Origin of the sequence: Rhodococcus sp. YH3-3, from assembly GCF_001653035.1 — a bacterium.
In the GTDB taxonomy this organism is placed as follows: domain Bacteria; phylum Actinomycetota; class Actinomycetes; order Mycobacteriales; family Mycobacteriaceae; genus Rhodococcus_F; species Rhodococcus_F qingshengii.
Genome location: NZ_BCWH01000001.1, coordinates 315,024 through 336,719 on the forward strand (window position 1 = coordinate 315,024; position 21,696 = coordinate 336,719).

Sequence of the window (21,696 nt, forward strand, 5' to 3'; positions counted from 1 at the left end):
ACGCTAGACCTTCGGCCCGATTTCGCCTAGAGCGACCGAAGGAAAGAGATCAAAAGTTCATTGACCTCGGCAGCGTGTTCTTGTTGTACGAAGTGCCCCGCACCGCCGAGGAGATGTACACCCCGCAGGTCGGGGACAGTGTCCTTCATTCGGTCCAGTGCCTTGGGACCGCTCATCGCGATGACCGGGTCTTCCGCGCCCGCAACGAAGAGCGTCGGGACCTCGACGTGCGCGCCGTCCAGATCCGCGCTGCGTTCCCAATTGGCGTCATACGCTCGGTACCAGTTCAAGCCACCGGTGAAACCTGTTGCAGTAAAGGCCTTTACATAGACATCCAAATCATCCTCGGTGAGCCACGACCACGGCAACGCCGGCGCCTCGGGAAGTACGTCGAGATAGCCGTTTCCTTCGGACGGGTTCTTCCACACATCGAGGTACCGGTAGGCCCCGGACAAGGCGTGGAAGAGCCGCTGAAGGAATTCACGTGGACGGGCGTCGAGTTCGCGCTCCGCAACACCCGGTTCCTGAAAATAGTGAATGTGCAGAAAGTGCTTGCGCGCCAAGGCGGCGTAGATGGCCGAGGGCTTGGCCGGGAATCTGTCCGGCGCATAGGGAACCGCCAAGGAGACCAGTCCCGCAACGCGATCGGGGTGACGAAGCGCTGTCGTCCACGCGACCGGAGCGCCGAAATCGTGTCCGACGAACACCGCTTTGTCGATTCCGAGAGCGTCGAGTAGGTCGATCAGCCGGTTCGCGACGGCGTCGTTGGTGTAATCCTCGATCGCGTCGGGGCGGGTAGTGCCGCCGTAACCGGGCATGTCGAGTGCAATCGACCGAAAACCCGCTTCCGCCAACGCTGCCGACTGATGGCGAAAGCTGTATCCGAGGCCGGGAAAGCCGTGGCACATGACCACAGCTGTCCCGGAACCGGAATCGTCGATCTGCCAACAGAATCCGTCGACGTCGATCGTCTTGACCGTCATGTCAGGCGGTGATCATGTCTTCCTGGTTCCAGAATGCGCGCATCGACAGGATCTTTCCGTCGTCGTCGAAGGTCATGACGTCGATGGGTGCGATGGTCAGGGTCTGCTCGCCGAGCTTGGTGATCAGCGAGAAGTGGAATGCCGCCTCGTTTCCGGCGATGCGGAGGGTCTGAAGGTGAGCTTCCTGGTCGAAATTCTCGATCACGGAGTAGAACTCGAGAATGGACTCGCGGGTGGTGCGCACGTCGGTACCAACCGGGTCTTCAACCGTTGCACCCTCGGCGTACAGGGCCACAACCTGGGCAGCAGTGCCCGTCGCAACGGTCTCGATGTAGGCGTCGACGGTCTTGCGGATTACCTCTGCGGACGGTGCCATGGTCTACCCCTCGTAGTTAGAACAGGTTCTAATTCTGAGGATAACCTACGACTCTGTTCCACGGGTCAGCTTTCGAGCACCTTGCGCAGGCGAGCCTTCTTCCGGTTCTCCCGCACGATCCAGACGACATCGGTGTCGTCCGACGCCCCCAGGGAGACGAATGCCGGCAGGGCATTCTCCGGATCCGCCGCAACCGCGACACTCCAGCAGTATCCAAGCGCCTGCCGGAGAGTCCGTGTGTCGGCCTCGCGACGAGAATCAGCTGGTTGCGAGACGATCCACTCGGTAGCGTCTCGGCACACCTGAACGGCCAGCGCAGCGTTGGTCTTGTCCTTCAGCAACCGTGGCTCGCAGATCCCCGCAGCCGCTGCGCGCAGCGTCAATGGATGGGCGGACCGTGACCACTGCTCGATGATCGCCCGCAATAATTGCGGATCCGTGTCACCTATCGCCTGAACGGCCATCGCGGCAGCTTCACGTGCGCGCCACGACGCACTGGTGGTCGCCTCCGTCAAGCTGCGGAGAACGGATCGCTCGTGCGAGCGAACGAAGATGAATCCGAGCCCGACGATCCCACAGCAGCGGATGTATTCGTCCTCGGACTCCGCTGCCAGCAGGATGTCGTCGTCATCGGCGCCGCGCGCGAACTCGAGCATGAGCCCAAGGTTCGCGCGCGGGCCGGGCAGTCCTGAACGCTCCGTCAGGTAACTCCACAGTTCATCGCCGTCCAGATCCGCGAACGTCATGGGAGTCCTGCTTTCTCGAGTGCGGGTGCACCCATCATTTCACCGAAAGCCCTCTCACGACGGGAGTTCGAAGCTCACTTGCTTCCGTCGTCGCGCATAGAGGAATCCACCGACAAACGCGAGCACCAGCACCCCGGTCATCACCACGGCCAGAATGTTGCCGCCCAGTAGGAGCGGAAGGTTTCCGGCAATGGCGATCGCGAAGCCGATCAGCCCGACAAGGCCCAAGCTCGGGGCAAGTTTGGTGTGCCAGAATCGCTGATCGACCTTCGTACGATGAAAGAAGACGAGCACCGCAAGGCACGTGAGCAACATGAGAGCCACGATCCCCACCGTTGCAACGCCGGCGAACCACGCGAAGATCTGTGTCACCGGATCCAGACCGATGACGATGCAAGCTCCGAGAAGTACCAAAGCACAGCAGGATTGCACCACTGACGCGATGTGCGGCGAACCATGCACGCGGTGCGTCCGCCCACCTGCGCCCGGCAGAACGCCGGTGTTCGACAGAACGAAGATGTATCTGGCCAAGACATTGTGGAGAGACAGAACTGCGGCAAAGAGACTGGACACCAACAGAATTTGAATCAGGTGGGCTGTCACCGTTCCGGCAAAGTCGGTGGCAGTGGTGATCAGCATGCCGTCGGGGTCAGTACCCGCAATGTCCACTGCACCCTTGTCGCCCCAGGCTGTCACAACCGCCCAACTGGAGAGAGCGTAGAAGCCGCCGATGAGGATCAAGGCGGCGTATGTCGCTCGCGGGATAGTCCGCGCGGGATCCTTCGCTTCGTCACGGAAGATCGCCGTCGACTCGAACCCGATGTAACCGGCAAGCGCGAATACCAATGCGACGCCGGGGGATCCGGAGAATATTTCCGACGGAGAGAACATTGCTGTCGACGGGCCTTCCGGACCACCGTCGGCGATGATGAAAGCGTCGAGTACGACTACGATCCCGACCTCTGCGATCAACAGGATGCCGAGCACCTTGCCCGACAATTCGATATGACGAAATCCGAGGACGGCTACCAGAGCCAACGAGGCGAGCGAGAAGATCCACCACGGCACCTCCGGACCACCGTAGGAGGTGATCAACGAACTCATTGCCGGGCCGAGGTAGCCGTATACGGCCAATTGCACTGTGCTGTAACTGACGAGGGCCAACATCGCACTGCCGACGCCGGCACCACGGCCGAGACCATGTCCGATGTAGAGATAGAACGCTCCGGTTCCCGGGATGTAACGCGACATCGCGGTGAACCCGACGGCGAAGAGCAGAAGTACACCGGTTGTCACGGCGAAGGTCATGGGGAAGCCCGCACCGTTGCCACCGGAAATACCCAGCGGCACAAGACCACTGATCACAGTCAGGGGAGCAGCTGCGGCAACGACCATGAGGACTATCGAGCCGGTACCCAGCGAGCCTCGAAGAGTTCGGTCATCGCCGGATGCATCACGTGAAGCATTGACGGAAGTATGGGTCATACGGGCGATGTTAGAACCATTGAAGTCGATTCGGGACCCAATTCACAAAACTTTTACTTGCGAAAAACGGGACGAACCGTCCGTTCGTCGCGCTCCCGTCAGCCTTCTTCCTGCAGCGCCAAGCGTTTGAGCTCGTCTTTTGCGTGCAGAATGTGACGTTCCATTGCCTCCGCCGCGCGAGCGCTGTCGCCCCGCTTGATCGCCTCGAAGATTTCCTTGTGCTCCACCCTCGAAGCCTCGACCTGGTCTTCGAACACGAGATGATCGACGGGGACGAACATTTCGCCGCGAGCCTCGACCACAGCGGCCTCCAACCTGCTGTTTCCCGCCGCTCTGGCGATACCGCCGTGGAACCTGGCGTCACAAGCCCGGAACGATCCCCGACTTCCGGAAACCCCCAATTGCTCAATGGATTCGAGCAACTCGAGAAGATGACGATCGGTTCGCCGGACCGCCGCGAGGCTTGCCGTGCGCATTTCCAACCCGATACGGAGGTCGACGATCTCGTCGATGTCTGCTTCTCGCGCTTTCAACTGCCCAACCCAGTCTTCATAAGGCCTGGTCAACTCCGAAACGAACGATCCACCCGTTGCACCGCGTCGCACCTCGATGTATCCCATTGCCTGAAGGATTCGGATAGCTTCTCGCACACTGACTCGACCGACTTCGAGTTGCTGAGACAGTTCACGCTCGGACGGCAGGCGATCACCGGGGCTGAGCGCGCCGCTGTGAATGAGCAGTCGCAAGCGTCGAGCGATATCCTCCCCCAACGTCGGTGCACTGACCATGAATTCGATGGCCGGCAGCTTGTCGATCTGCACGTCTCGTACCCCCTACTCGGTGCCTGGACCGACTCTTCAGCTTCGTCCTCGTACGCTTCGTCACGGGCTGCAAAATCGAACGCGCCATTCGCAACTGTCCTTGAATAGATACAGCAGCGCGCGGCACTTCGAACCCGTTACTCCAACTTTACAAGCCAAACCCTAGCGAAAAGCCATTCAATGGTTCTATGCTCGCTCCTATGACCCAATTCACGATGACGGCGGAGGCACTCCCCGCCATGCCCCTGATCGGAGTCACCGGCCGCGTCGACCGAGGCGGGCCGTCACTACCGAACGTCGTCGGCGACGCATTGATGGAAATGTTCTTCACCGATTTTCCGTCGAAGATCCGCGCCGCCGGTGGTCAACCGATCCTGCTGAGCATCCACAGTGATCCGCGCCGAATCGTCGAGCATCTCGACGCCCTCGTCCTCAGCGGTGGTTCCGACGTGGACCCCAGGCGATACGGCCGCACCCCCGGACCAAACTCCTCGATGATCGACCCCGCTCGGGACGAATTCGAGTTCGCCCTGGTCGATGCAGCCTGGGAAATCGGACTGCCGATCCTGGGTGTATGTCGAGGACACCAGGTCGTCAACGTCGCCCGCGGGGGCACTCTGATTGCCGACCTTCCGACCGACGCCGGTGAGGCGCACAGCTTCTTCGGCTATCCGCGTTCCTACCGACCACAACAGGTCGCCCTTGAATCCGGCTCCATCCCATATAGTCTGTACGGCAACAGCATTCACGTGAACAGCCTTCACCACCAAGCAGTGGATGCCCCGGGGAACGGACTCCGGATCGTCGGACGCGCGCTCGACGGCGTCGCCGAAGCCATCCAGGCCGACGATCGCCCCGTGGTGGGCGTGCAGTGGCACCCCGAATTCTTCGTCGAAATCGACCCGCTCTTCTCGTGGCTCGTCGACGCTGCAACCTCCCGTCGGACCAATTCTTCTCACCAGATCGATCATCACAGAATGGAAGACAACAATGTCACGTACGCATGAGAACAAGGTTGCCCTGATCACCGGTGCAGGCTCCGGAATCGGCCGCGGCATCGCGCTGCGCCTCGCCTCCGACGGTGCCCGCGTCGCGGTCGTGGACCTTCACATCGAAAGTGCAAAGGAGACCGTCGCACTTATCGAATCGCAGTACGGCACAGCCGCGCTCGCCCTTGAGGCCGATGTGCGCGACCGCGCCGCCGTGAGCGCCGCTTTCGAAGCCACCGTCGCCGAATGGGGACGCTTCGACTACCTCGTCAACAACGCCGGCCTGATCACGATGAGTTCTCTCGAGAACCTCACCGACGAAGAGTGGGACCTCGTCCTCGACGTCAATCTCAAGGGCATGTTCATCGTCACGCAGATCGCCACCCCATACTTCCGCGACGGCAACAGCGGCGCTGTGGTGAACTTGTCGACGGTGGAAGCGGACGTGGTCGTGTCCTCCCAGGGCTTCGCACAGGTCCACTACAACGCGTCGAAGGGTGGAGTGAAGATGCTGACGAAGGCTCTGGCCGTCGAACTCTCGCGGTACAACGTACGAGTCAACGCGATCGCCCCCGGGCCGGTCCCCACCGCCTTCCTGCCTGGCATCGACGTCTCCTCCGGCGAAGTTCTCGACTTCATGAAGTCCAGGCTCCTGGTGCCGCGCGTCGGCCGCCCCGAGGACATGGGTGGTGCAGTCTCCTTCCTGCTCTCCGACGACGCCTCCTACATCAGTGGAGTCCAGCTGCCCGTCGACGGCGGATGGCTTGCCCGATGAAAGGCCGGCTCACCACGGCCGAGCTCGCCGAGTCCGACATCGACACCGTCCTCATCGCCGGTATCGACCTCTACGGACGGTTGATCGGCAAACGAGTCCCGACGCGAATTTTCCTCGCGAACATCGACGAGGGTCTGCATGTGTGCACCTGTGTGTATGCCTGGGATGCCAGCCAACGCATGGACAAACTCGTTGTCGACTACGCCGGCGGACACACCGGCTGGCATGACTTCCGTCTGCGACCCGATCTGGGGACACTTCGACGTGCGTCGTGGCTCGAGTCCACTGCCATCGTCATCGCAGACTCGGTCGACGAACATACCGGCGAGCTCGTCCCGATCGCACCGCGCACGATCCTGCGCAAGCAGATCGACAAGCTCGAAGCTGACGGCCACACCGTCTACGCGGCAACGGAACTCGAGTTCCACCTCTACCGAGGTGCCCCCGACGCATTGCGGCGCAGCGGCTATCGGGATCTCGAACCCACCACCCTGGTGCCCTCGGATTACACCATCACCGCCGGCAACGCGATGGAACCTTTCTTCCGCAAGGTACGAACCGCGTTGGAGGAGAGCGCGATTCCCGTGGAGGTCTCTCAGGTCGAATACGGCCTGGGCCAGTGGGAGATCAACCTCGAATACGGAACCGCGCTCGAGATGGCCGACCGCCATGTGCTATTCAAGCAGGTCGTCCACGACGTCGCTGCGGCAGAAGGGCTCACTGCTACCTTCATGGCACGTCCGAGCACCGACGGCATGGGCTCGTCGTGTCATATTCACGCGTCCATGCGGAGCGACGACACCTTCCCGTTCCACGACGAAAGCGCAGAAAACACCGCGAGCGCCGAGCTGCTGCACGCCGTCGGCGGAGTTCTCGAGCACTGCCCGGAACTCATGCTGTTCTACACGCCGACCATCAACTCGATGCGCCGCACCAGAGCCAGCCACGATTTCTCGGGGAACGGCTTGACCTGGGGTTTCGACAACAGGACTACCACCTGCCGACTCATCACCGGTGCACCGTCCGCCAACCGTCTCGAAATGAGACTGCCAGGGGCGGACGCAAATCCGTATCTCGCACTCGCCGCCGTTCTGGCGTCGATGAACGACGGTCTGACACGAAAGCTCGATCCCGGCGCACCGGTACGACGCGACGGGTACAGCGACACAGACACACTCGAGAAGGTGAAGCAACAACCGCTGCCCGGCACACTGGACGAAGCGGCGCGTGCGCTCGAGGCCAGTGAGTTCGCACTCGCGGCGTTCGGCGCCGAGGTCGTATCGCACTATGCGGCGGTCGCCAAGGACGAATGGGATTCCTTCATGTCCGCGGTCACCGACTGGGAACGCGAACGCTACCTCGACAACATCTGACCTACAAACGATTTCGCCACGAAGGACAGTCATGACCACTTCATGCTCACTCGTGCCCCAGAACAACACGATCGACGGAAACGTCGAAACACCGGCTATCGACCTCGGCGAATTTCTCACCGATCCCGACACCGGAGAGAAACTGCAAGCCCAACTCGCGTCCTCCACCGAACAGGTGGAGAGGGCGATCACCGCCGCGACAGAACTTCACCGATCGGGTGTCTGGACCCGTCGATCGGTCGCCGACCGGGTGCGCCTACTCGAGAGAACGGCTGAACTTGTCGAAGAACGGACTGCGGCGATCGCTCGTGAGGACTCCAAGAACAACGGCCTTCCGCTTTCGATCAGCACACTTTTCGCCGGCGGACTTCCCGATCTGTTCCGCAGTGCTGCAACGCATCTGAAGAACTCCTCCGGGTTCGAGCAGCTGGCGTCAGGTGCACAATTACATCGGCTGGCGTGGGGCCCGACCGCTGTGATCGCACCGTGGAACGCACCGAGCTTCATCACCGCCAAGAAGACCGCATTCGCTTTGGCCGCAGGTGCTCCGGTCATCGCCAAGCCCTCCAACTGGGCTCCGTCGGGTCCCAACGTGCTTGCCGAGGCGATCTCACGTGCCATCGCCGAAGTCGACGCGCCGAAAGCTCTGTTTCAACTCGTTCACGGAGGCGGGGACGTCGGGCATCTACTGGCCTCCGATCGACGAATCCGAGCACTGGCGTTCACCGGCGGCCGAGCAGCCGGTAGTTCCATCGCCGCTGCAGCTTCTACCGATTTCAAGGCTCTTCAACTCGAGCTCGGCAGCAACAACCCCGTGATCATCCGCGCCGACGCCAACATCGATCTGACTGCCACCGCACTCGTCGACGGGTTCACCAAACTCAACGGGCAATGGTGTGAGAGTCCGGGAAGCGTCTTCGTGCCGCCGCACCTTCACGACCGGCTTGTCGACGCAATACTCGACCGCACGGCCGAAATCGCACTCGGCCGAACCGATGACGCCAACACCACGATGGGTCCGCAGGCGAACGAGCCTCAACTCCAACGGATGCGGGATACCGTCGAATTCCTCCGTGGCGTGGGCGGCACGGCCGTCTCGAGCACCCCCGTGCCTGACGATTCCGGATGGTTCTTCCCACCGACAGTGGTGCACGGAATCTCGTCGGAGCAGACCAAATCGGAGACCTTCGGGCCGATCCTGACGATGCACCGAGCATCAACCGACGAGGAAGCTCTGCTCGAGGCCAACGCTCTCGATACCGGCCTGGCCGGATACGTGTTCGGCGCCGACGTCGACGCCGCTCGTGAACTTGCGACCCGAATCGATTGCGGTGAGAACAAGATCAACAGCACCAGCCTCCTGGACCTAGACGACCACTCGACCCAGAGTTTCTGGGGCGGAAGCGGTATCGGCGCACACGGCGACGCAGAGCTTCTCGACTTCTTCCGGGGATCGAGAATCATCGGGGTCGATGCGCCCGGACTTCCTCTCTAGGCGGAGGAGGTCGAGGAAATGGGTGAAGCGGCTCGGGTGGGCACCGATACGAGTCGGGTGGGCACCATGGTGGTCGAATGCCACGATACCGCGGCGGTTCTCGCACGTATTTCGTCGCTGGGGTGGAAGCTCGGCGTCGAGGTCGTCAGCCTGTCTACATGGGTATCCGTGACATCGCCGGGAGTCACCGGAATGTCGATCGCATACCGTTGCCCGGCAACGATCTCCGACGCCATGTTGATCAAGCGTCTCAACAAGATCATCGGGATAGTTCGCATCAAGACGGACCACGGCCCGTTCGTTCCGGTGACACCACAGGTCGGCCTACACGTCACCGCGACTTTCCAACGCGTCGATCCAGTGGCGCTGGTGGCGTACCGGCACGGCGCAACTGTGTGCAGTCAAGCGAACAATGTTCTGTCGGTACAACTCACCACCACCCGATCGATCGCGGACACATTCGTATCTGATCTGGCACAGGTCGCAGAGCGTCCGCTGCGGGGTGAGATCTCGCTGCAGGAGATTCATCTTGCATGACGCCGAAGTGCCACCACGGCGATGTGCGGCCACGGACGTTGGCCAGTAGCCGCACATCATCGTGTGATCAGTGAGCAGGGAGGAGGGACGTCTCCTGCTGCACACCGTCTTCTGCGCCGATCTGGACGATGTTTCGCGGCAGGAACACGGCTGCGATCGCGCCGAGAACTGCTGCAGCAGCACCGATCAGGAACGCGATACGCATGCCCTCGTCGGTGTAGAAGACAGCGCCCTCCATCGCCATCGCGATGTGCGAGTTCAAGACCGTGAAGGCGATGACGGGAAGCACTGCGGGGAAGATGCTCTGGAAGACCGCAACCATGCTCGCCGTGGTTGCCTGCAACTGCGGCGGCACTGCCTCGATGAGCAGGTTCGGGATGGAGGCGTAGCCCATACCCATACCGACACCGAAGATTCCGGCAAAGATGATGAGCAGAGGCTTGTTGTCGTGAATGGTTGCCGTCAACGTGAATCCGACTGCCATGAGGATCATTCCGATGATCATCAGCAGACGGGGCCGGATGTTGCGCCCCACGAGGAAGCCCACGATCAAACCACCGACCACCACCATGCCGCCAAGGGGCGCCTGGAAGATCGCGAATCCCTCTGCCGTCACGCCGAATCCGTATCCCAGGCCGAGAACTGCGGGGGTCATCACCATCATCGGCAGCAAAATCGTGAAGACTCCCGATGCGCCGTAGCAGAAACCGGCACCGACGGCGGTGAGCATCACCGAACGCTTGCCGAAGTAGCGCAGGTCGATCAAGGGCTCGCGGATGGCTCGGGCAGAGGCAACCCAAGCCACCAACAGTGCGACGCCGCCGATCAGGTAGGCCAGTGTCGAACCGTTCTTCCAGCCCCAGGTCGGGCCGAAGCTGACGCCGATCAGAATTCCGGCGATGCCCGATCCGAGCAGTACCGCGCCGATCAGGTCCAGCGAAGAGCGAAGTCGGACAGTCGATTCCGCCGTCGAAGCGAAGATCATGCCGCCGAGGAGAACCAGCCCGACGACAAAGAACCAGAAGATGCTCCGGAACCCGTGGTTGTCGATCAACCAACCGGAGACGAACGGCGCCGGAATCGCGATCAGACCCATACCGGAAGTCGCGATACTGACTGCCAGCGCAACAGTTTTCGGCGGGAAGACATCTCGAATGAGGGAGTAGCTCAGGAAGAGGCAGGGAACGAGAAGACCCGTCAATGACCGGCCCAGAATCAGGACGGCATAGCTCGGCGCAACCGCCGAAATGAAGGATCCGACCGCTGCGCCGGCGACCGCCAAGAGCAGGACTTTTCGCTTGCCGTACATGTCGGCGAGCTTTCCGAGCAGAGGAGACGCGACCGCCCCCAGCAGCAAGAACGACGTGAGCAGCCAAGCTCCCTGCGTCGTTTGATAATGCGCCGAGATGGCCGGCAGCGCAGTGGAAATCATCATGTAGCTCACCGCGAGCATCTCGAGAAGTAGAACGATCGACGCCAGAGAGAACACCAGTCGCGGAGTCCAACGCTCCGGTATCGATGTCGGTTCGGGCGCACTAGGAGACGAACCGGAGCTGTGGACGTGAGACGCCATGGCTGGAAGATCCTTTCGGGACACCTACAAATTCGATTGACCCCCTGTCGAATACCGCCGACGGGGGCCTTGCGGGGAAGTGCAGTGGAACGACAGCTACCGCTCTCGGCAACGTGTTACGTGCATCACAGCCCTCACATCGAACACGCGCTACCAAATGTTCCGTGGAGCGGGACATTCAGGACAACGACTGATTGGCGTCACAAACTCGAACCTGGCTTTGGATTATGAGCAACGGCAACGATTTTCGGTTCGAACTTGAACGTGGAGCCATTCCCATCTTCGAAATACCGACCACCCCGTACTTGACGATCCCGCCTTTGAGGTTCCCCCTCGGTGTCAACGTCGGGAATCATCCCCAGAAACGACTGTGCGCCGTTTCGGTAGCGGTAACTACCAAAACGGCGCACAGGGGCCGAAGGCCCTACAGAACTATGTTCACCATCTTTCCCGGCACAACGATCACCTTGCGGGGTGCGTTGCCCTCGAGCAGAGCGACGATCTTCTCGTCGGCCAGCGCAATCTCTTCGACAGCCTTGCGATCGGCATCCGCCGGGACGCTGATGCGGCTACGAACCTTGCCGTTGACCTGGATCGGGTACTCGACGGTATCCTCGACGAGCCACTTCTCCTCGACTGCCGGGAAGGGTCCGTGCGCAAGGGATTCCGTGTGACCCAGACGCGACCACAGCTCTTCCGCGAGGTGCGGCGCCAGGGGAGCGAGCATCAGCACCAGCGGCTCGACAGCAGCACGCGGCGCACCGCCCGGGAACGCCTTGGTGAGGTGGTTGTTGTACTCGATCAGCTTCGCGGCGGCCGTGTTGTCGCGCAGCGCCGTGTAATCCTCGATGACACCGGAAATCGCCTTGTTGAGCGCACGCAGCGTCTCTTCACCAGGAGCTTCGTCGGTGACACGGGGCTTGCCGGTCTCCTCGTCGATGACGACGCGCCACACTCGCTGCAGGAATCGCGCAGCACCGACGACGTCCTTGGTTGCCCACGGACGCGAGGTGTCCAGCGGACCCATCGACATCTCGTACACACGCAGAGTGTCTGCACCGAACTCGGCGCAGATCTCGTCCGGCGCAACGGCATTCTTCAGGCTCTTGCCCATCTTGCCGTACTCGCGGTTGACCTCGGCGCCTTCGTAGAAGAACTTGCCGTCACGCTCGACGACCTCCTCTGCCGGCACGTAGACGCCGCGGGCGTCGGTGTACGCGAATGCCTGGATGTAGCCCTGGTTGTACAGGCGGCGGTACGGCTCGCTCGAGGACACGTAGCCCAGGTCGAACAGAACCTTGTGCCAGAAGCGCGAGTACAGCAGGTGCAGCACTGCGTGCTCGACGCCGCCGACGTACAGGTCGACTCCACCGGGATCGTTGGGGCCGTGCAGTTCCGGACGCGGGCCCGTCCAGTACGCCTCGTTCTGCGGGTCGCAGAAGGCGTCCTGGTTGGTGGGGTCGATGTAGCGCAGCTGGTACCACGAGCTACCTGCCCACTGCGGCATGACGTTGGTGTCGCGGTGGTAGGTCTGCAGACCGTCACCGAGATCGAGCTCGACGTTGACCCAGTCGGTCGCCTTGTTCAGCGGGGGAGAGGGCTCGGAGTTGGCGTCGTCCGGATCGAAGGACACGGGTGCGTAGTCCTCGACCTCCGGAAGCACCACGGGCAGAGCCGAATCCGGCAGAGCGTGTGCGTTGCCGTCCGCGTCGTAGACGATCGGGAAGGGCTCGCCCCAGTAACGCTGACGCGCGAAAAGCCAGTCGCGCAGCTTGTACTGGATGGTGCCCTTGCCCTGGCCGCTCTCCTCGAGGCGACTGATGACGGTCGCCTTGGCCTCGGCAACGTCCAGCCCGTCGAGGTAGTCGGAGTTCACCAGCGGGCCGTCACCGGAGTACGCAGCCTCCGAAACATTGCCACCGGCAATAACTTCGAGAATATCCAGACCGAACGCGTTCGCGAACTCCCAGTCACGGTGATCGTGTCCCGGAACTGCCATGATCGCACCGGTGCCGTAACCCGTCAGAACGTAGTCGGCGATGAAGATCGGAACCTTGTGTCCGTTGACCGGATTGACGGCGTAGGAACCGAGGAAGACGCCCGTCTTCTCCTTGTTTTCCTGGCGCTCCAGGTCGGTCTTGGCGGCAATCGACTTACGGTATGCAGCAACAGCTTCCGCCGGCGTCGTGGCACCGCCAGTCCAGCGTGCGTCGACACCTTCGGGCCACTCGTCCGCGACGAGCTTGTCCACCAAGTCATGCTCAGGAGCCAGCGTCACATAGGTGGCGCCGAACAGCGTGTCGGGGCGCGTCGTGAACACATCGACGCCGTACTGGCCTGCGGCAAAGGTAACTTCGGCGCCATAGGAGCGTCCGATCCAGTTGCGCTGCATCGCCTTGACCTTGTCCGGCCAATCCAGGTACTCGAGATCGTCGACCAGGCGATCGGAGTACGCGGTGATGCGCATCATCCACTGCTGGAGGTGCTTACGGAACACGGGGAAGTTTCCGCGGTCACTACGACCGTCGGCGGTGACTTCCTCGTTGGCCAGCACGGTACCCAAACCGGGGCACCAGTTGACCATCGAATCCGACTGGTAGACAAGGCGGTACGAGTCCAGAACCTTGGCCTTCGCGGCCACGTCCAACGAAGCCCACTCGCGTCCGTCTTCCAGAGCGCGCTCACCGGAATCGAACTCGGCTTCCAACTCGGAGATACGACGCGCCTTGCCGGCTTCCTTGTCGTACCAGGCGCCATGGATCTGCAGGAAGATCCACTGCGTCCAGTGGTAGAAGTCGACATCCGTCGTCGCGAGACTACGACGCTCGTCGTGGCCCAGACCCAGGCGTCGCAGCTGGCGCTTCATGTTGGCGATGTTGGACTCGGTGGTCGTCCGTGGGTGGGTACCCGTCTGCACGGCGTACTGCTCGGCCGGGAGACCGAAGGCGTCGTAACCGAGGGTGTGCAGGACATTGCGGCCCTGCATGCGATGGAAGCGCGCGAAGACGTCCGTAGCGATGTATCCGAGCGGGTGACCGACGTGCAGACCCGAACCCGAGGGGTACGGGAACATGTCCTGCACGAAGAGCTTGTCGGCGGGAACACCGTCGGGCGAGGAGAGCGGACCGACCGGATTGGGCGCGTTGAACGTGCCTTCCTCACTCCAGCGGTCCTGCCAGTGCTGCTCGATCTGGCCGGCGAGCTCCGCGGTGTAGCGGTGCTGCGGAGTTGCGTCGGCTGGTGAATCGGGGGACTGCGGAGACTCGGTCACTGTGGTCGCTATCTACTTGGCTGACGGAAATACCGATAACCAGGGTAGAGCCTGCACGACCCGGGCATACCATCAACTCCACTCGCGCCTATCCTGTATGGGTGATCGTTGTCGCTGTGGTGCTATTCGTGCTCGCTGTCGCCGTCGGTGGAGTTGCTGTCGCCGGACTGATCGGCAAACTCCCGCGCAACCGCTGGGCCGGTGTCCGCACCGAGGATTCCCTGCGGAGCGAGGAGTCGTTCGCCCTCGCCAACAAGGTGGCCGGTCCGACCATGCTCGCGGCCGCTGGAATGTTGGTCATCGGCGGAGTCGCAGCACTGACCATCGGCGGAGTCTTCGGCGTCGCGGTCGCGATCATCGCCGTCGTCGTCGCCGTCCTCACTGCCGGTTTCGGTGGAGGCATCGGCACCCGCGCAGCCGCCGCACTCCCGCAGCAGAGCGGATGCGGTAACGACTGCAACTGCGGCGGCCACTCCGAGCCTGCCGCAGACGAGCCGGTGGCGGAGACCCCCGAGGCCAAGGCGAACGCTGCCGCTTGCGGTACCGCTTCCTGCGGTGCCTGCGCGCTCAAGGATGCTTGCCAGCCGGCTCATTGATTCACGTGAAACATCGCGTGATCGACCCGGCCGGGGTCGTATTCGGGCTAGTGGTTCCGCTGCTGTGTGCGGTCTTCGGCTTCGTCCTGACAAAAATGTGGGAGCCTCGCCTCCCGGAGCAGATCGCGACTCACTGGACCACCACCTCGCCGGACGGCTTCTCCACCCCGTCGGCCAACGCATGGACCATTGCACTTTTGACACTGCTCTTCGGTGGCGGTCTCAGCGCGATTGCTGCTCTTGCTCCCGCGATGTTGATGATGCGTCGCTTCATGTTGGTTGTCGGGCTGAGCATGGTCGGGCTCGTCACGACAGTGAACTTCGCTTTGCTCTACACCCAACTCGATGTCGCCGATCCGTCCACGACGTCACTCCCGCTGTGGTCTCTCGGTGTCGGCTTTGCAGTCGGCGGGGTGCTGGGGTGGATCGGCGCCTCCTTCCTGCGCGACTACCGCGTCCGCACTCTTGCCACGATCGAACCCTCGGCCGGGTTGCCGCGAAGCAGCTGCCCTCTACCTATCTCCGACGACGTCGGATTCAGCACCAAAGGCTCGGTGATCCTCACTGCGATCACTCTGGCGCCCGGAGTCATCATGGCGTTGGCGATGCGGTCACTCTGGCCGTTGTTCATCTTCGGGGCACTCGGACTGCTCGTCGTCAGCTTGGTTCGCTTCCGGGTGATCGTCGACGAACGGGAGATCCGGGTGATCAACATGGGGATGGCTGCGATGACCTACGGCATCGAGGAAGTTGTCGGAGCCGACGTCGCGGAGATCAAACCGTTCGCGGACTTCGGCGGCTGGGGACTCAAGACCAAGGGTCGTCGTAACTACGGCGTCGTCACCCGCACCGGGCCAGCGGTGGTCATCACGTTCGCTTGTGGCGACCGACTCACGATCACGACACCCGGAGCCGAAGACATCGCCGGGTCACTCAATCGATTGGCCGACGCCCGGACTCGGTAACCGCCAAGCCTGAACCGATCGCTTCCTGAGTCTTCTCGAGATACCCACACGCCGCAGCCCTGGCTTTGGTGACATCGCGTTCGGCGATGGCTTCGGCAACTCCCTGATGATGCGAAGACGTCAGCGACGGCGGATGCACCCCTTCGGTCACCTCGTACGTGGCTCGAACTGTTTCGAGGATTCCGGCAAACAGATCTTTCAGCACGGGATTGTGGGCGGCATCGACAACGGCAATGTGAAACGCGAGATCGACGTCGACGAAGTTCTCCGCTGGGACATCACGCTTGGCGGCCAGTTCACGAAGTATCCGAACGTCGTCGTCGCTGCGACGCTCACACGCCAACCGGACCGCTTCCATCTCGAGCGCACGACGCACTTCGAAGACGTATTTCATCTCGTCGACGGACGCGTGTTTGCCGAGCAGTCCGCCGATGTCGGTCCGAGCGCGCACGAAGGTCCCTGATCCGCGACGGATCTCGAGAACTCCCGTCGAGGTCAATGTCTTGATCGCTTCGCGCACGGTGTTCCGGCCGACGCCGAGAACACTCATCAGCTCCGGCTCGGTCGGAACACGATTGCCCACTGTCCAGACGCCGTCGGAGATCTGCGTGCGCATCCAGTCGAGGGATTGCTCGTACGCGGACTCTTTGCGAACAACGGTCATCAGCTCATCCTCACAGCATTAGCGGCGATCATTCCACTCACCTACGATACGTAGGACGACCCATGTATTTTCGCACTCTGTCTTCAGGAGGGGCTTCCCACGTCCGCCACAGCTGTCGCCACCGAAGAACGCACACGCCGCACCAATCGACACTTCTACGGCGTGGGCTACGTCCTCACCGTGATCCTCTTGGGCGCGAACATGCCCACCTCCGTCTACGGGCTGTACCGGACCGAGTTCGGATTCACGCCCACCATCCAGACGCTGATCTACGGCGTCTACGTCGCCGGCCTCGTTCCGGCATTGCTGTTCTTCGGACCGCTGTCCGACGCCCTCGGCCGACGCACCGTGCTCCTTACTGCACTCGCTCTGAGCGTCGTCGGCACGCTCGTTCTGGCATTTGCCGACGCGACGGTGTGGTTGTTCGTCGGCCGGATTGCCCAGGGAATCGCGGTGGGCGCGGCCAGTGCGGCGGGCAGCGCCGCATTGGTGGAGCAGGAACCGAAGTTCGATCACCGACGAGCAGCGCTCGTATCGACGGTGACGGGCGCGTTGGGCGGTGCGCTCGGACCACTCGTGTCCGGTGCAATCGCCCAGTACCTTCCACAACCGCTGCGGTTGCCGTATCTGATCTTCCTCGTCGCGTTCATCCCGGCACTGATCGTGTTGCTGCTACTTCCGCGGATCGGGGACGTCACACGCCCGAAGCGGTTCTTCCAAATGCCACATGTTCCCGCCACTATTCGCGAGACTTTCTGGCTCAGCTCGCTCGCCGTCGCGCTGTCGTGGGGCGCGGTCGGGCTCTTCCAGTCGGTGGTCCCGTCGTGGATGACCAGCCTGCTGAACATCGACAACCTTCTGCTCGGCGGCGGGGCAGCTGCACTGGTGATGATCTGCTCGGTGGTCGCGCAACTCGGCGGAAGCCGCATGGACCCGCGCACGTCCGTCACCGTCGGTCTGGGAATCCTCGCTCTGGGAATGATCGGCCTCCTCGTGGTCGACCTCGTCCCGAGCCTGGCACTGCTGGGCGCCATCACCGTCGTGGTCGGCGCCGGGCACGGTCTGGCGTTTGCCGGCGGCATGAAGCGCGTCAACGCCGCCGCCCGGACCCACGCCCGCGAGAGCCACGGCGGAGTTCTGGCCGCGTTCTTCACCGTCAGCTACGCGGGACTGGCGATCCCGTCGATCATCGCGGGTATCGCCATCACCCTCCAGGGAATGCAGACGGCCATCATCGAGCTGTCGATCATCGGGACGCTGCTGTGCCTGGCGGTGATGGGCTTCAACCTTCGTGGGGCTCGAGAGCCCGCTGAAGCTCGCCGTTATCCTTAGCCAGGTGAAGTTTCTCAGTAGGTTCTACATCGACGGGTTCATCCTCGGCATCATCATCGCCGGCGTGCTCGGAAGTGTGTTCCCGGTATCGGGTACCGCGGAGAGCATTCTGAACTGGGCCACCAAGATCGCCATCGGCTTCTTGTTCCTGCTCTACGGCGCACGGCTCTCGCCGCAGGAAGCCTGGAAGGGCGTCAAGCACTGGCGACTGCACACCGTCGTCCTCGCCGCGACGTTCGTGCTGTTCCCACTGATCGGCCTAGCACTGCGATTCCTGTCACCGACGCTGATCAGCGACGAGCTCTACACCGGCATCCTCTACATGTGCCTGGTTCCGTCGACGGTTCAGTCTTCGATCGCGTTCACCTCGATCGCCAAGGGGAACGTCGCGGGCGCGATCGTCAGTGCGTCGTTCTCCAACCTGATCGGCGTCTTCGTCACACCGCTGCTGGTGGTTCTGCTGATGAACACCACCGGCCAGGCGACGGTCGACTTCTCGTCGATCCTCGACATCGTCGTGCAGTTGCTGATCCCGTTCATCGTCGGTCAGCTGATCCGCCCGCTGGTGATCGGATGGCTGCAGAAGTACGCCGAACCCACCAAGTACGTCGATCGCGGATCGATCCTCCTCGTTGTCTTCGCCGCCTTCAGCGAAAGCATGAAAGAGGGGATCTGGAGCACCATCACGATCTGGCAGATCGTGATCCTCACAATCGTGTGCTGCCTGATTCTCGCGCTGGTTCTCGGCGTGACCACTCTCGCGGGGCGCAAGCTCGGGTTCGATCTTCCCGATCAGATCGTCATCATCTTCTGCGGGTCGAAGAAGTCCTTGGCAACGGGCCTACCGATGGCGGCTGTACTGTTCGCGGGCCAGCCCGTCGGCCTGATCGTGTTGCCGCTGATGATCTTCCATCAGATCCAACTGATCGTCTGTGCTGCGATGGCGCAACGCTTCGCGAATCGGGATCCGGTCAGCGTCAGCTAGCGAGCAACTCGCCTCGGGTCGCGTCGACGCAGCCGCAACCGCCCTGCAGTTCAGCACAATCGATGGACAGCGCATGGCGGACCGATGCCAAGTCGAGGCAGTTCGCGCCGGTGCATTCGAGTGATCCGTCGGCATGCCGCAGCAAAGAATCGTGGCAGTGATCGACATCCGAAACACAATCCGCGCACTGGATCTGACGCTCAGCGAGCATTACTGCCACCTCTCTCGAAAACGATGACACAGGAATATCATCGACCTCCGACAAGTCAGTTTCGTTCCACCTCGATGGGGTGGCTGGCCAGCATCGCCACGGGTAGCGGCTGGCGTCGTAGCACCCGTGCCCAGACATCGACTCGGGGCGGCGTCAGCACATCCGACGGCAGCGAGCTGATCACCATCCAGTCTTCACGCTCGAGCTCCGAATCCAGCTGGCCCAGAGTCCAACCCGAGTACCCGGCAAAAATGCGGATCCCTTCGACCAAAGGAGCAATGACCTCCGGGTCCGAGTCCAGATCCACCATGACTACCTTGCCGTCCACCCGCCGCAGGCCGGCGACGCCGTCGATCCGCGCACCGTTGCGAGCGATGCCCAGGCAAAGCGCCGAGTCACGCTTGACTGGTCCACCGATGTACAGGGCCGAAGGATGCGCGGTCAGCGGTGACCACTGCGGCAACACGTTCTGCACGGCCGTCTCACTCGGCCGATTGACGACGACGCCCAGGCTCCCGGCGTCGTTGTGCTCGATCATGTAGATGACGGTGCGGCGAAATGCGGGTTCCGTGAGATCGGTCGACGACACCAACAAACTGCCCGGACGAACCTCCGGTTCTATCCAGGCCATTCGATCCTCGGGTTCTTCTGCGTGCGCCACAAGGACATCATCTCACCGACAACTGCGTGCGGAGGAACGAGACACAAGCGTGTTCAGGTCAGACCCGCCACATCGGCAAGTAGTGCCAAATGCCGCTCGAAAATCTCGCTCGCGTCGGTGAACGTATCGCTTCCGTACTGCCCGAACACCTCGAAGTTCACCGAACCGAACAGCGATACCCAGACGAGAGTTGCGCGCACCGCGGCATCCGGCGGCAGGTCGGTACCCAGTTCAATCCGCACTCCCTCGAGGTCCGCTGCCAACGTGTCACTCAGGCCCGGACCCTCTCGCACCGTCAGTGAACCCGCGCGATGGGCGGCGTCGATGATCCCGATCAGCCGGGTCACGACGAGGGTGCCGGGGCCGGTGGTCTGCTCGCCCGGAGCGTCGTAGCCGGGGACGGGGCTGCCGAACAACAGACCGTAGCGGGCCGGCTCCCGGATCGCCCAGCTGCGAACGGCGCGCCCGAGAGCAATGAACTGTCCGCGAAAATCCTCTGCTGCAACGGCATTCACGGCGGCGCCCACTTCCGCGCCCAGTTCCGTGTACCCGTCGACCACCAGCAAGGTCAGCAGTTCGTCCCGACTGGCGACATAGCGGTATACCGCTGAGGACACGACTCCCAGGTCACGCGCGACGGCCCGCAGAGACAAAGCGGCAGCGCCGACGGCAGCAAGATGCTCGCGTCCGATACGGGTGATGTCCTGCAGCGTCTGTTCGCGCGCCCGCTCACGGGGAGTTCCAACCATGAGTCCATCTTGCCCCATTCCCGAGAGCAGCATCAACAAAAGAGAGCACTGCTCTTGACAGCGCTCGGGTGCAGGTGCATTCTTGAAAACGAGAGCAGTGCTCTCAGTTCACTCGAAACAAGAAGGAGCACACCATGTCGAACCTCGAAATCGTCACCGGAGCAGGACCCGTCGGATCCGCCGTCGCACTACAGCTCGCCGAGCAGGGAATCAACGTCCGGCTCCTGACCAGGTCCGGCAGCGGGCCCGAGCACCCGCTGATCGACCGCCGACGCGTCGACGTCTCGGATTCCGAGGCCCTGCGCTCGGTCAGCGAGGGCGCCACGGCCATCTACCACTGCATCCACGCTGCTTACAACGCAGCCGATTGGGAGCGGGAACTCCCGGCGGCCGAGAAGGTTGTGCTCGACGCGGCCGCATCCATCGGTGCCGTCGTGGTCTTCCCCGAAAGCCTCTACGCCTACAACTCCGACACCCTGATGACCGAATCCGATCCACGCAACGCCACCGGTGGCAAGCGCGGCGTGCGCACCGCGCTGCTGCGCGCTCGCGAGGCCTCTGCAACACCCACCGTCAGCGTCGTGGCCTCGGACTTCTTCGGTCCCCGCGTCCGCACCGCCCACGCGGGCGAGCGCATGGTTCCGAAAGTCATGGCAGGTAAGAAGATTCGTGTCATCGGTTCCGCAGATCAGCCGCACTCCTTCACCTACATCCCCGATCTCGCAGCAGCGATGATCGCGGCGGCACACAACCCCGAACTTTGGAACTCCGTCCTCCACGCACCCACCGGCCCCGCGCTCACTCAGCGCAAGATCGCCGAGGCCTTCGCCCGAGCCGCCGGGGCATCCCCCGCCAAGGTGGGTGTACTCCCCGCCTGGGTGCTCGACGCCGTCGGCAAGATCAACACCGACAGCCGCGAACTCGCTGAGATGAACTACCAGTTCACCAAGCCGTTCGTCATGGACTCGAGCGCCAGCGAAGTGCTGCTCGGACTCTCGCCGACGCCGCTCGATCAGGCCGCCGAAGCGACCGTCGCGTGGTGGCGCGAGGAACAGGCTCGCGCCGCTGCTGCCTGAACCTGCAGGTGGGGGCTCTTGACGCAAGAACGG

Annotated in this window: 21 protein-coding genes; 10 read left to right on the forward strand and 11 right to left on the reverse strand. The window is 62.4% G+C overall.

Annotation, left to right across the window (positions count from 1 at the left end; genetic code table 11):
* Positions 1-26: 26 nt before the first annotated feature.
* From YH3_RS01600 to YH3_RS01620, 5 genes are all read right to left on the reverse strand, one after another.
* Positions 27-983 carry an alpha/beta fold hydrolase gene (locus YH3_RS01600; RefSeq protein WP_007729079.1) on the reverse strand — a complete coding sequence of 319 codons (957 nt, stop codon included), beginning with the start codon at positions 981-983 and terminating at the stop codon, positions 27-29.
* Between the two features lies 1 nt (position 984).
* Positions 985-1,359, reverse strand: coding sequence for a nuclear transport factor 2 family protein (locus YH3_RS01605; protein ID WP_003942502.1), 375 nt, complete (start codon positions 1,357-1,359; stop codon positions 985-987).
* A 65-nt stretch (positions 1,360-1,424) separates the two neighbouring features.
* Entirely contained in the window at positions 1,425-2,105 is a 681-nt protein-coding gene (locus tag YH3_RS01610) for a hypothetical protein (protein WP_007729081.1), read from the reverse strand.
* A 54-nt stretch (positions 2,106-2,159) separates the two neighbouring features.
* Positions 2,160-3,590 carry an APC family permease gene (locus tag YH3_RS01615; protein WP_050655905.1) on the reverse strand — a complete coding sequence of 477 codons (1,431 nt, stop codon included), beginning with the start codon at positions 3,588-3,590 and terminating at the stop codon, positions 2,160-2,162.
* Between the two features lie 98 nt (positions 3,591-3,688).
* Positions 3,689-4,411 (reverse strand): FadR/GntR family transcriptional regulator, encoded by a 723-nt coding sequence (locus tag YH3_RS01620; protein WP_007729085.1) that lies wholly within the window; start codon positions 4,409-4,411, stop codon positions 3,689-3,691.
* A 200-nt stretch (positions 4,412-4,611) separates the two neighbouring features.
* On the opposite strand from YH3_RS01620, the gene YH3_RS01625 reads away from it, so the two are divergent.
* Genes YH3_RS01625 through YH3_RS01645 form a run of 5 tightly spaced genes read left to right on the forward strand, consistent with a single transcriptional unit; the run spans position 4,612 to position 9,580 of the window.
* Positions 4,612-5,418, forward strand: coding sequence for a gamma-glutamyl-gamma-aminobutyrate hydrolase family protein (locus YH3_RS01625; protein ID WP_158656627.1), 807 nt, complete (start codon positions 4,612-4,614; stop codon positions 5,416-5,418).
* Complete coding sequence (locus YH3_RS01630; protein ID WP_007729089.1) at positions 5,402-6,175, forward strand: SDR family NAD(P)-dependent oxidoreductase; 774 nt, start codon at positions 5,402-5,404, stop codon at positions 6,173-6,175. The genes YH3_RS01625 and YH3_RS01630 overlap by 17 nt, the downstream gene beginning before the upstream one ends.
* The gene (locus YH3_RS01635; RefSeq protein ID WP_007729091.1) at positions 6,172-7,548 is read left to right on the forward strand and encodes a glutamine synthetase family protein; all 1,377 of its coding nucleotides are present in this window, start codon (positions 6,172-6,174) and stop codon (positions 7,546-7,548) included. Before YH3_RS01630 ends, YH3_RS01635 begins: the two co-directional genes overlap by 4 nt.
* A 31-nt stretch (positions 7,549-7,579) precedes the next feature.
* Positions 7,580-9,043: an aldehyde dehydrogenase gene (locus tag YH3_RS01640; RefSeq protein ID WP_007729093.1), complete on the forward strand. Its 1,464-nt coding sequence runs from the start codon at positions 7,580-7,582 to the stop codon at positions 9,041-9,043.
* An 18-nt stretch (positions 9,044-9,061) separates the two neighbouring features.
* Entirely contained in the window at positions 9,062-9,580 is a 519-nt protein-coding gene (locus YH3_RS01645) for a hypothetical protein (protein WP_007729094.1), read from the forward strand.
* A gap of 67 nt (positions 9,581-9,647) precedes the next feature.
* Here the strand turns inward: YH3_RS01645 and YH3_RS01650 are convergent, their stop codons facing one another.
* Positions 9,648-11,153, reverse strand: coding sequence for an MFS transporter (locus YH3_RS01650; RefSeq protein WP_030537475.1), 1,506 nt, complete (start codon positions 11,151-11,153; stop codon positions 9,648-9,650).
* A gap of 424 nt (positions 11,154-11,577) precedes the next feature.
* Positions 11,578-14,424 (reverse strand): leucine--tRNA ligase, encoded by a 2,847-nt coding sequence (gene leuS, locus YH3_RS01655; RefSeq protein WP_064442883.1) that lies wholly within the window; start codon positions 14,422-14,424, stop codon positions 11,578-11,580.
* Between the two features lie 101 nt (positions 14,425-14,525).
* Here leuS and YH3_RS01660 point away from each other — a divergent pair, with 101 nt between their 5' ends.
* Together YH3_RS01660 and YH3_RS01665 are read left to right on the forward strand one after the other, a co-directional pair.
* Positions 14,526-15,020: an SdpI family protein gene (locus YH3_RS01660; protein WP_042451768.1), complete on the forward strand. Its 495-nt coding sequence runs from the start codon at positions 14,526-14,528 to the stop codon at positions 15,018-15,020.
* A gap of 5 nt (positions 15,021-15,025) precedes the next feature.
* On the forward strand, positions 15,026-15,985 hold the full coding sequence (locus YH3_RS01665; RefSeq protein ID WP_238592502.1) for a DUF1648 domain-containing protein: 960 nt from the start codon (positions 15,026-15,028) through the stop codon (positions 15,983-15,985).
* On the opposite strand, the gene YH3_RS01670 is transcribed toward YH3_RS01665, so the two are convergent.
* On the reverse strand, positions 15,954-16,649 hold the full coding sequence (locus YH3_RS01670; RefSeq protein ID WP_064442885.1) for a FadR/GntR family transcriptional regulator: 696 nt from the start codon (positions 16,647-16,649) through the stop codon (positions 15,954-15,956). The genes YH3_RS01665 and YH3_RS01670 overlap by 32 nt on opposite strands.
* A 162-nt stretch (positions 16,650-16,811) precedes the next feature.
* On the opposite strand from YH3_RS01670, the gene YH3_RS01675 reads away from it, so the two are divergent.
* Both YH3_RS01675 and YH3_RS01680 read left to right on the forward strand, forming a co-directional pair.
* Positions 16,812-17,981, forward strand: a complete 1,170-nt coding sequence (locus YH3_RS01675; protein WP_064442886.1) for an MFS transporter — start codon at positions 16,812-16,814, stop codon at positions 17,979-17,981.
* Positions 17,982-17,985: 4 nt separating this feature from the next.
* Positions 17,986-18,966: a bile acid:sodium symporter family protein gene (locus tag YH3_RS01680; protein WP_003942582.1), complete on the forward strand. Its 981-nt coding sequence runs from the start codon at positions 17,986-17,988 to the stop codon at positions 18,964-18,966.
* On the opposite strand, the gene YH3_RS01685 is transcribed toward YH3_RS01680, so the two are convergent.
* From YH3_RS01685 to YH3_RS01695, 3 genes are read right to left on the reverse strand one after another with little or no spacing between them, the layout of a single operon-like run.
* Positions 18,959-19,177, reverse strand: coding sequence for a hypothetical protein (locus YH3_RS01685; RefSeq protein WP_007729106.1), 219 nt, complete (start codon positions 19,175-19,177; stop codon positions 18,959-18,961). The genes YH3_RS01680 and YH3_RS01685 overlap by 8 nt on opposite strands.
* Before the next feature lie 55 nt (positions 19,178-19,232).
* Positions 19,233-19,838, reverse strand: coding sequence for a YqgE/AlgH family protein (locus tag YH3_RS01690; RefSeq protein WP_003942572.1), 606 nt, complete (start codon positions 19,836-19,838; stop codon positions 19,233-19,235).
* A gap of 53 nt (positions 19,839-19,891) precedes the next feature.
* Positions 19,892-20,587 (reverse strand): TetR/AcrR family transcriptional regulator, encoded by a 696-nt coding sequence (locus tag YH3_RS01695; protein ID WP_064443450.1) that lies wholly within the window; start codon positions 20,585-20,587, stop codon positions 19,892-19,894.
* Positions 20,588-20,721: 134 nt separating this feature from the next.
* On the opposite strand from YH3_RS01695, the gene YH3_RS01700 reads away from it, so the two are divergent.
* Complete coding sequence (locus YH3_RS01700; protein WP_064442887.1) at positions 20,722-21,663, forward strand: NAD-dependent epimerase/dehydratase family protein; 942 nt, start codon at positions 20,722-20,724, stop codon at positions 21,661-21,663.
* Positions 21,664-21,696 lie beyond the last annotated feature (33 nt).

Coding starts and splice junctions, on each gene's coding strand:
- YH3_RS01600 (WP_007729079.1), bottom strand. CDS start 983: ATGACGGTCAAGACGATCGACGTCGACGGATTCTGTTGGCAGATCGAC.
- YH3_RS01605 (WP_003942502.1), bottom strand. CDS start 1,359: ATGGCACCGTCCGCAGAGGTAATCCGCAAGACCGTCGACGCCTACATC.
- YH3_RS01610 (WP_007729081.1), bottom strand. CDS start 2,105: ATGACGTTCGCGGATCTGGACGGCGATGAACTGTGGAGTTACCTGACG.
- YH3_RS01615 (WP_050655905.1), bottom strand. CDS start 3,590: ATGACCCATACTTCCGTCAATGCTTCACGTGATGCATCCGGCGATGAC.
- YH3_RS01625 (WP_158656627.1), top strand. CDS start 4,612: ATGACCCAATTCACGATGACGGCGGAGGCACTCCCCGCCATGCCCCTG.
- YH3_RS01630 (WP_007729089.1), top strand. CDS start 5,402: ATGTCACGTACGCATGAGAACAAGGTTGCCCTGATCACCGGTGCAGGC.
- YH3_RS01635 (WP_007729091.1), top strand. CDS start 6,172: ATGAAAGGCCGGCTCACCACGGCCGAGCTCGCCGAGTCCGACATCGAC.
- YH3_RS01640 (WP_007729093.1), top strand. CDS start 7,580: ATGACCACTTCATGCTCACTCGTGCCCCAGAACAACACGATCGACGGA.
- YH3_RS01645 (WP_007729094.1), top strand. CDS start 9,062: ATGGGTGAAGCGGCTCGGGTGGGCACCGATACGAGTCGGGTGGGCACC.
- YH3_RS01650 (WP_030537475.1), bottom strand. CDS start 11,153: ATGGCGTCTCACGTCCACAGCTCCGGTTCGTCTCCTAGTGCGCCCGAA.
- YH3_RS01670 (WP_064442885.1), bottom strand. CDS start 16,649: ATGACCGTTGTTCGCAAAGAGTCCGCGTACGAGCAATCCCTCGACTGG.
- YH3_RS01685 (WP_007729106.1), bottom strand. CDS start 19,177: ATGCTCGCTGAGCGTCAGATCCAGTGCGCGGATTGTGTTTCGGATGTC.
- YH3_RS01695 (WP_064443450.1), bottom strand. CDS start 20,587: ATGGTTGGAACTCCCCGTGAGCGGGCGCGCGAACAGACGCTGCAGGAC.
- YH3_RS01700 (WP_064442887.1), top strand. CDS start 20,722: ATGTCGAACCTCGAAATCGTCACCGGAGCAGGACCCGTCGGATCCGCC.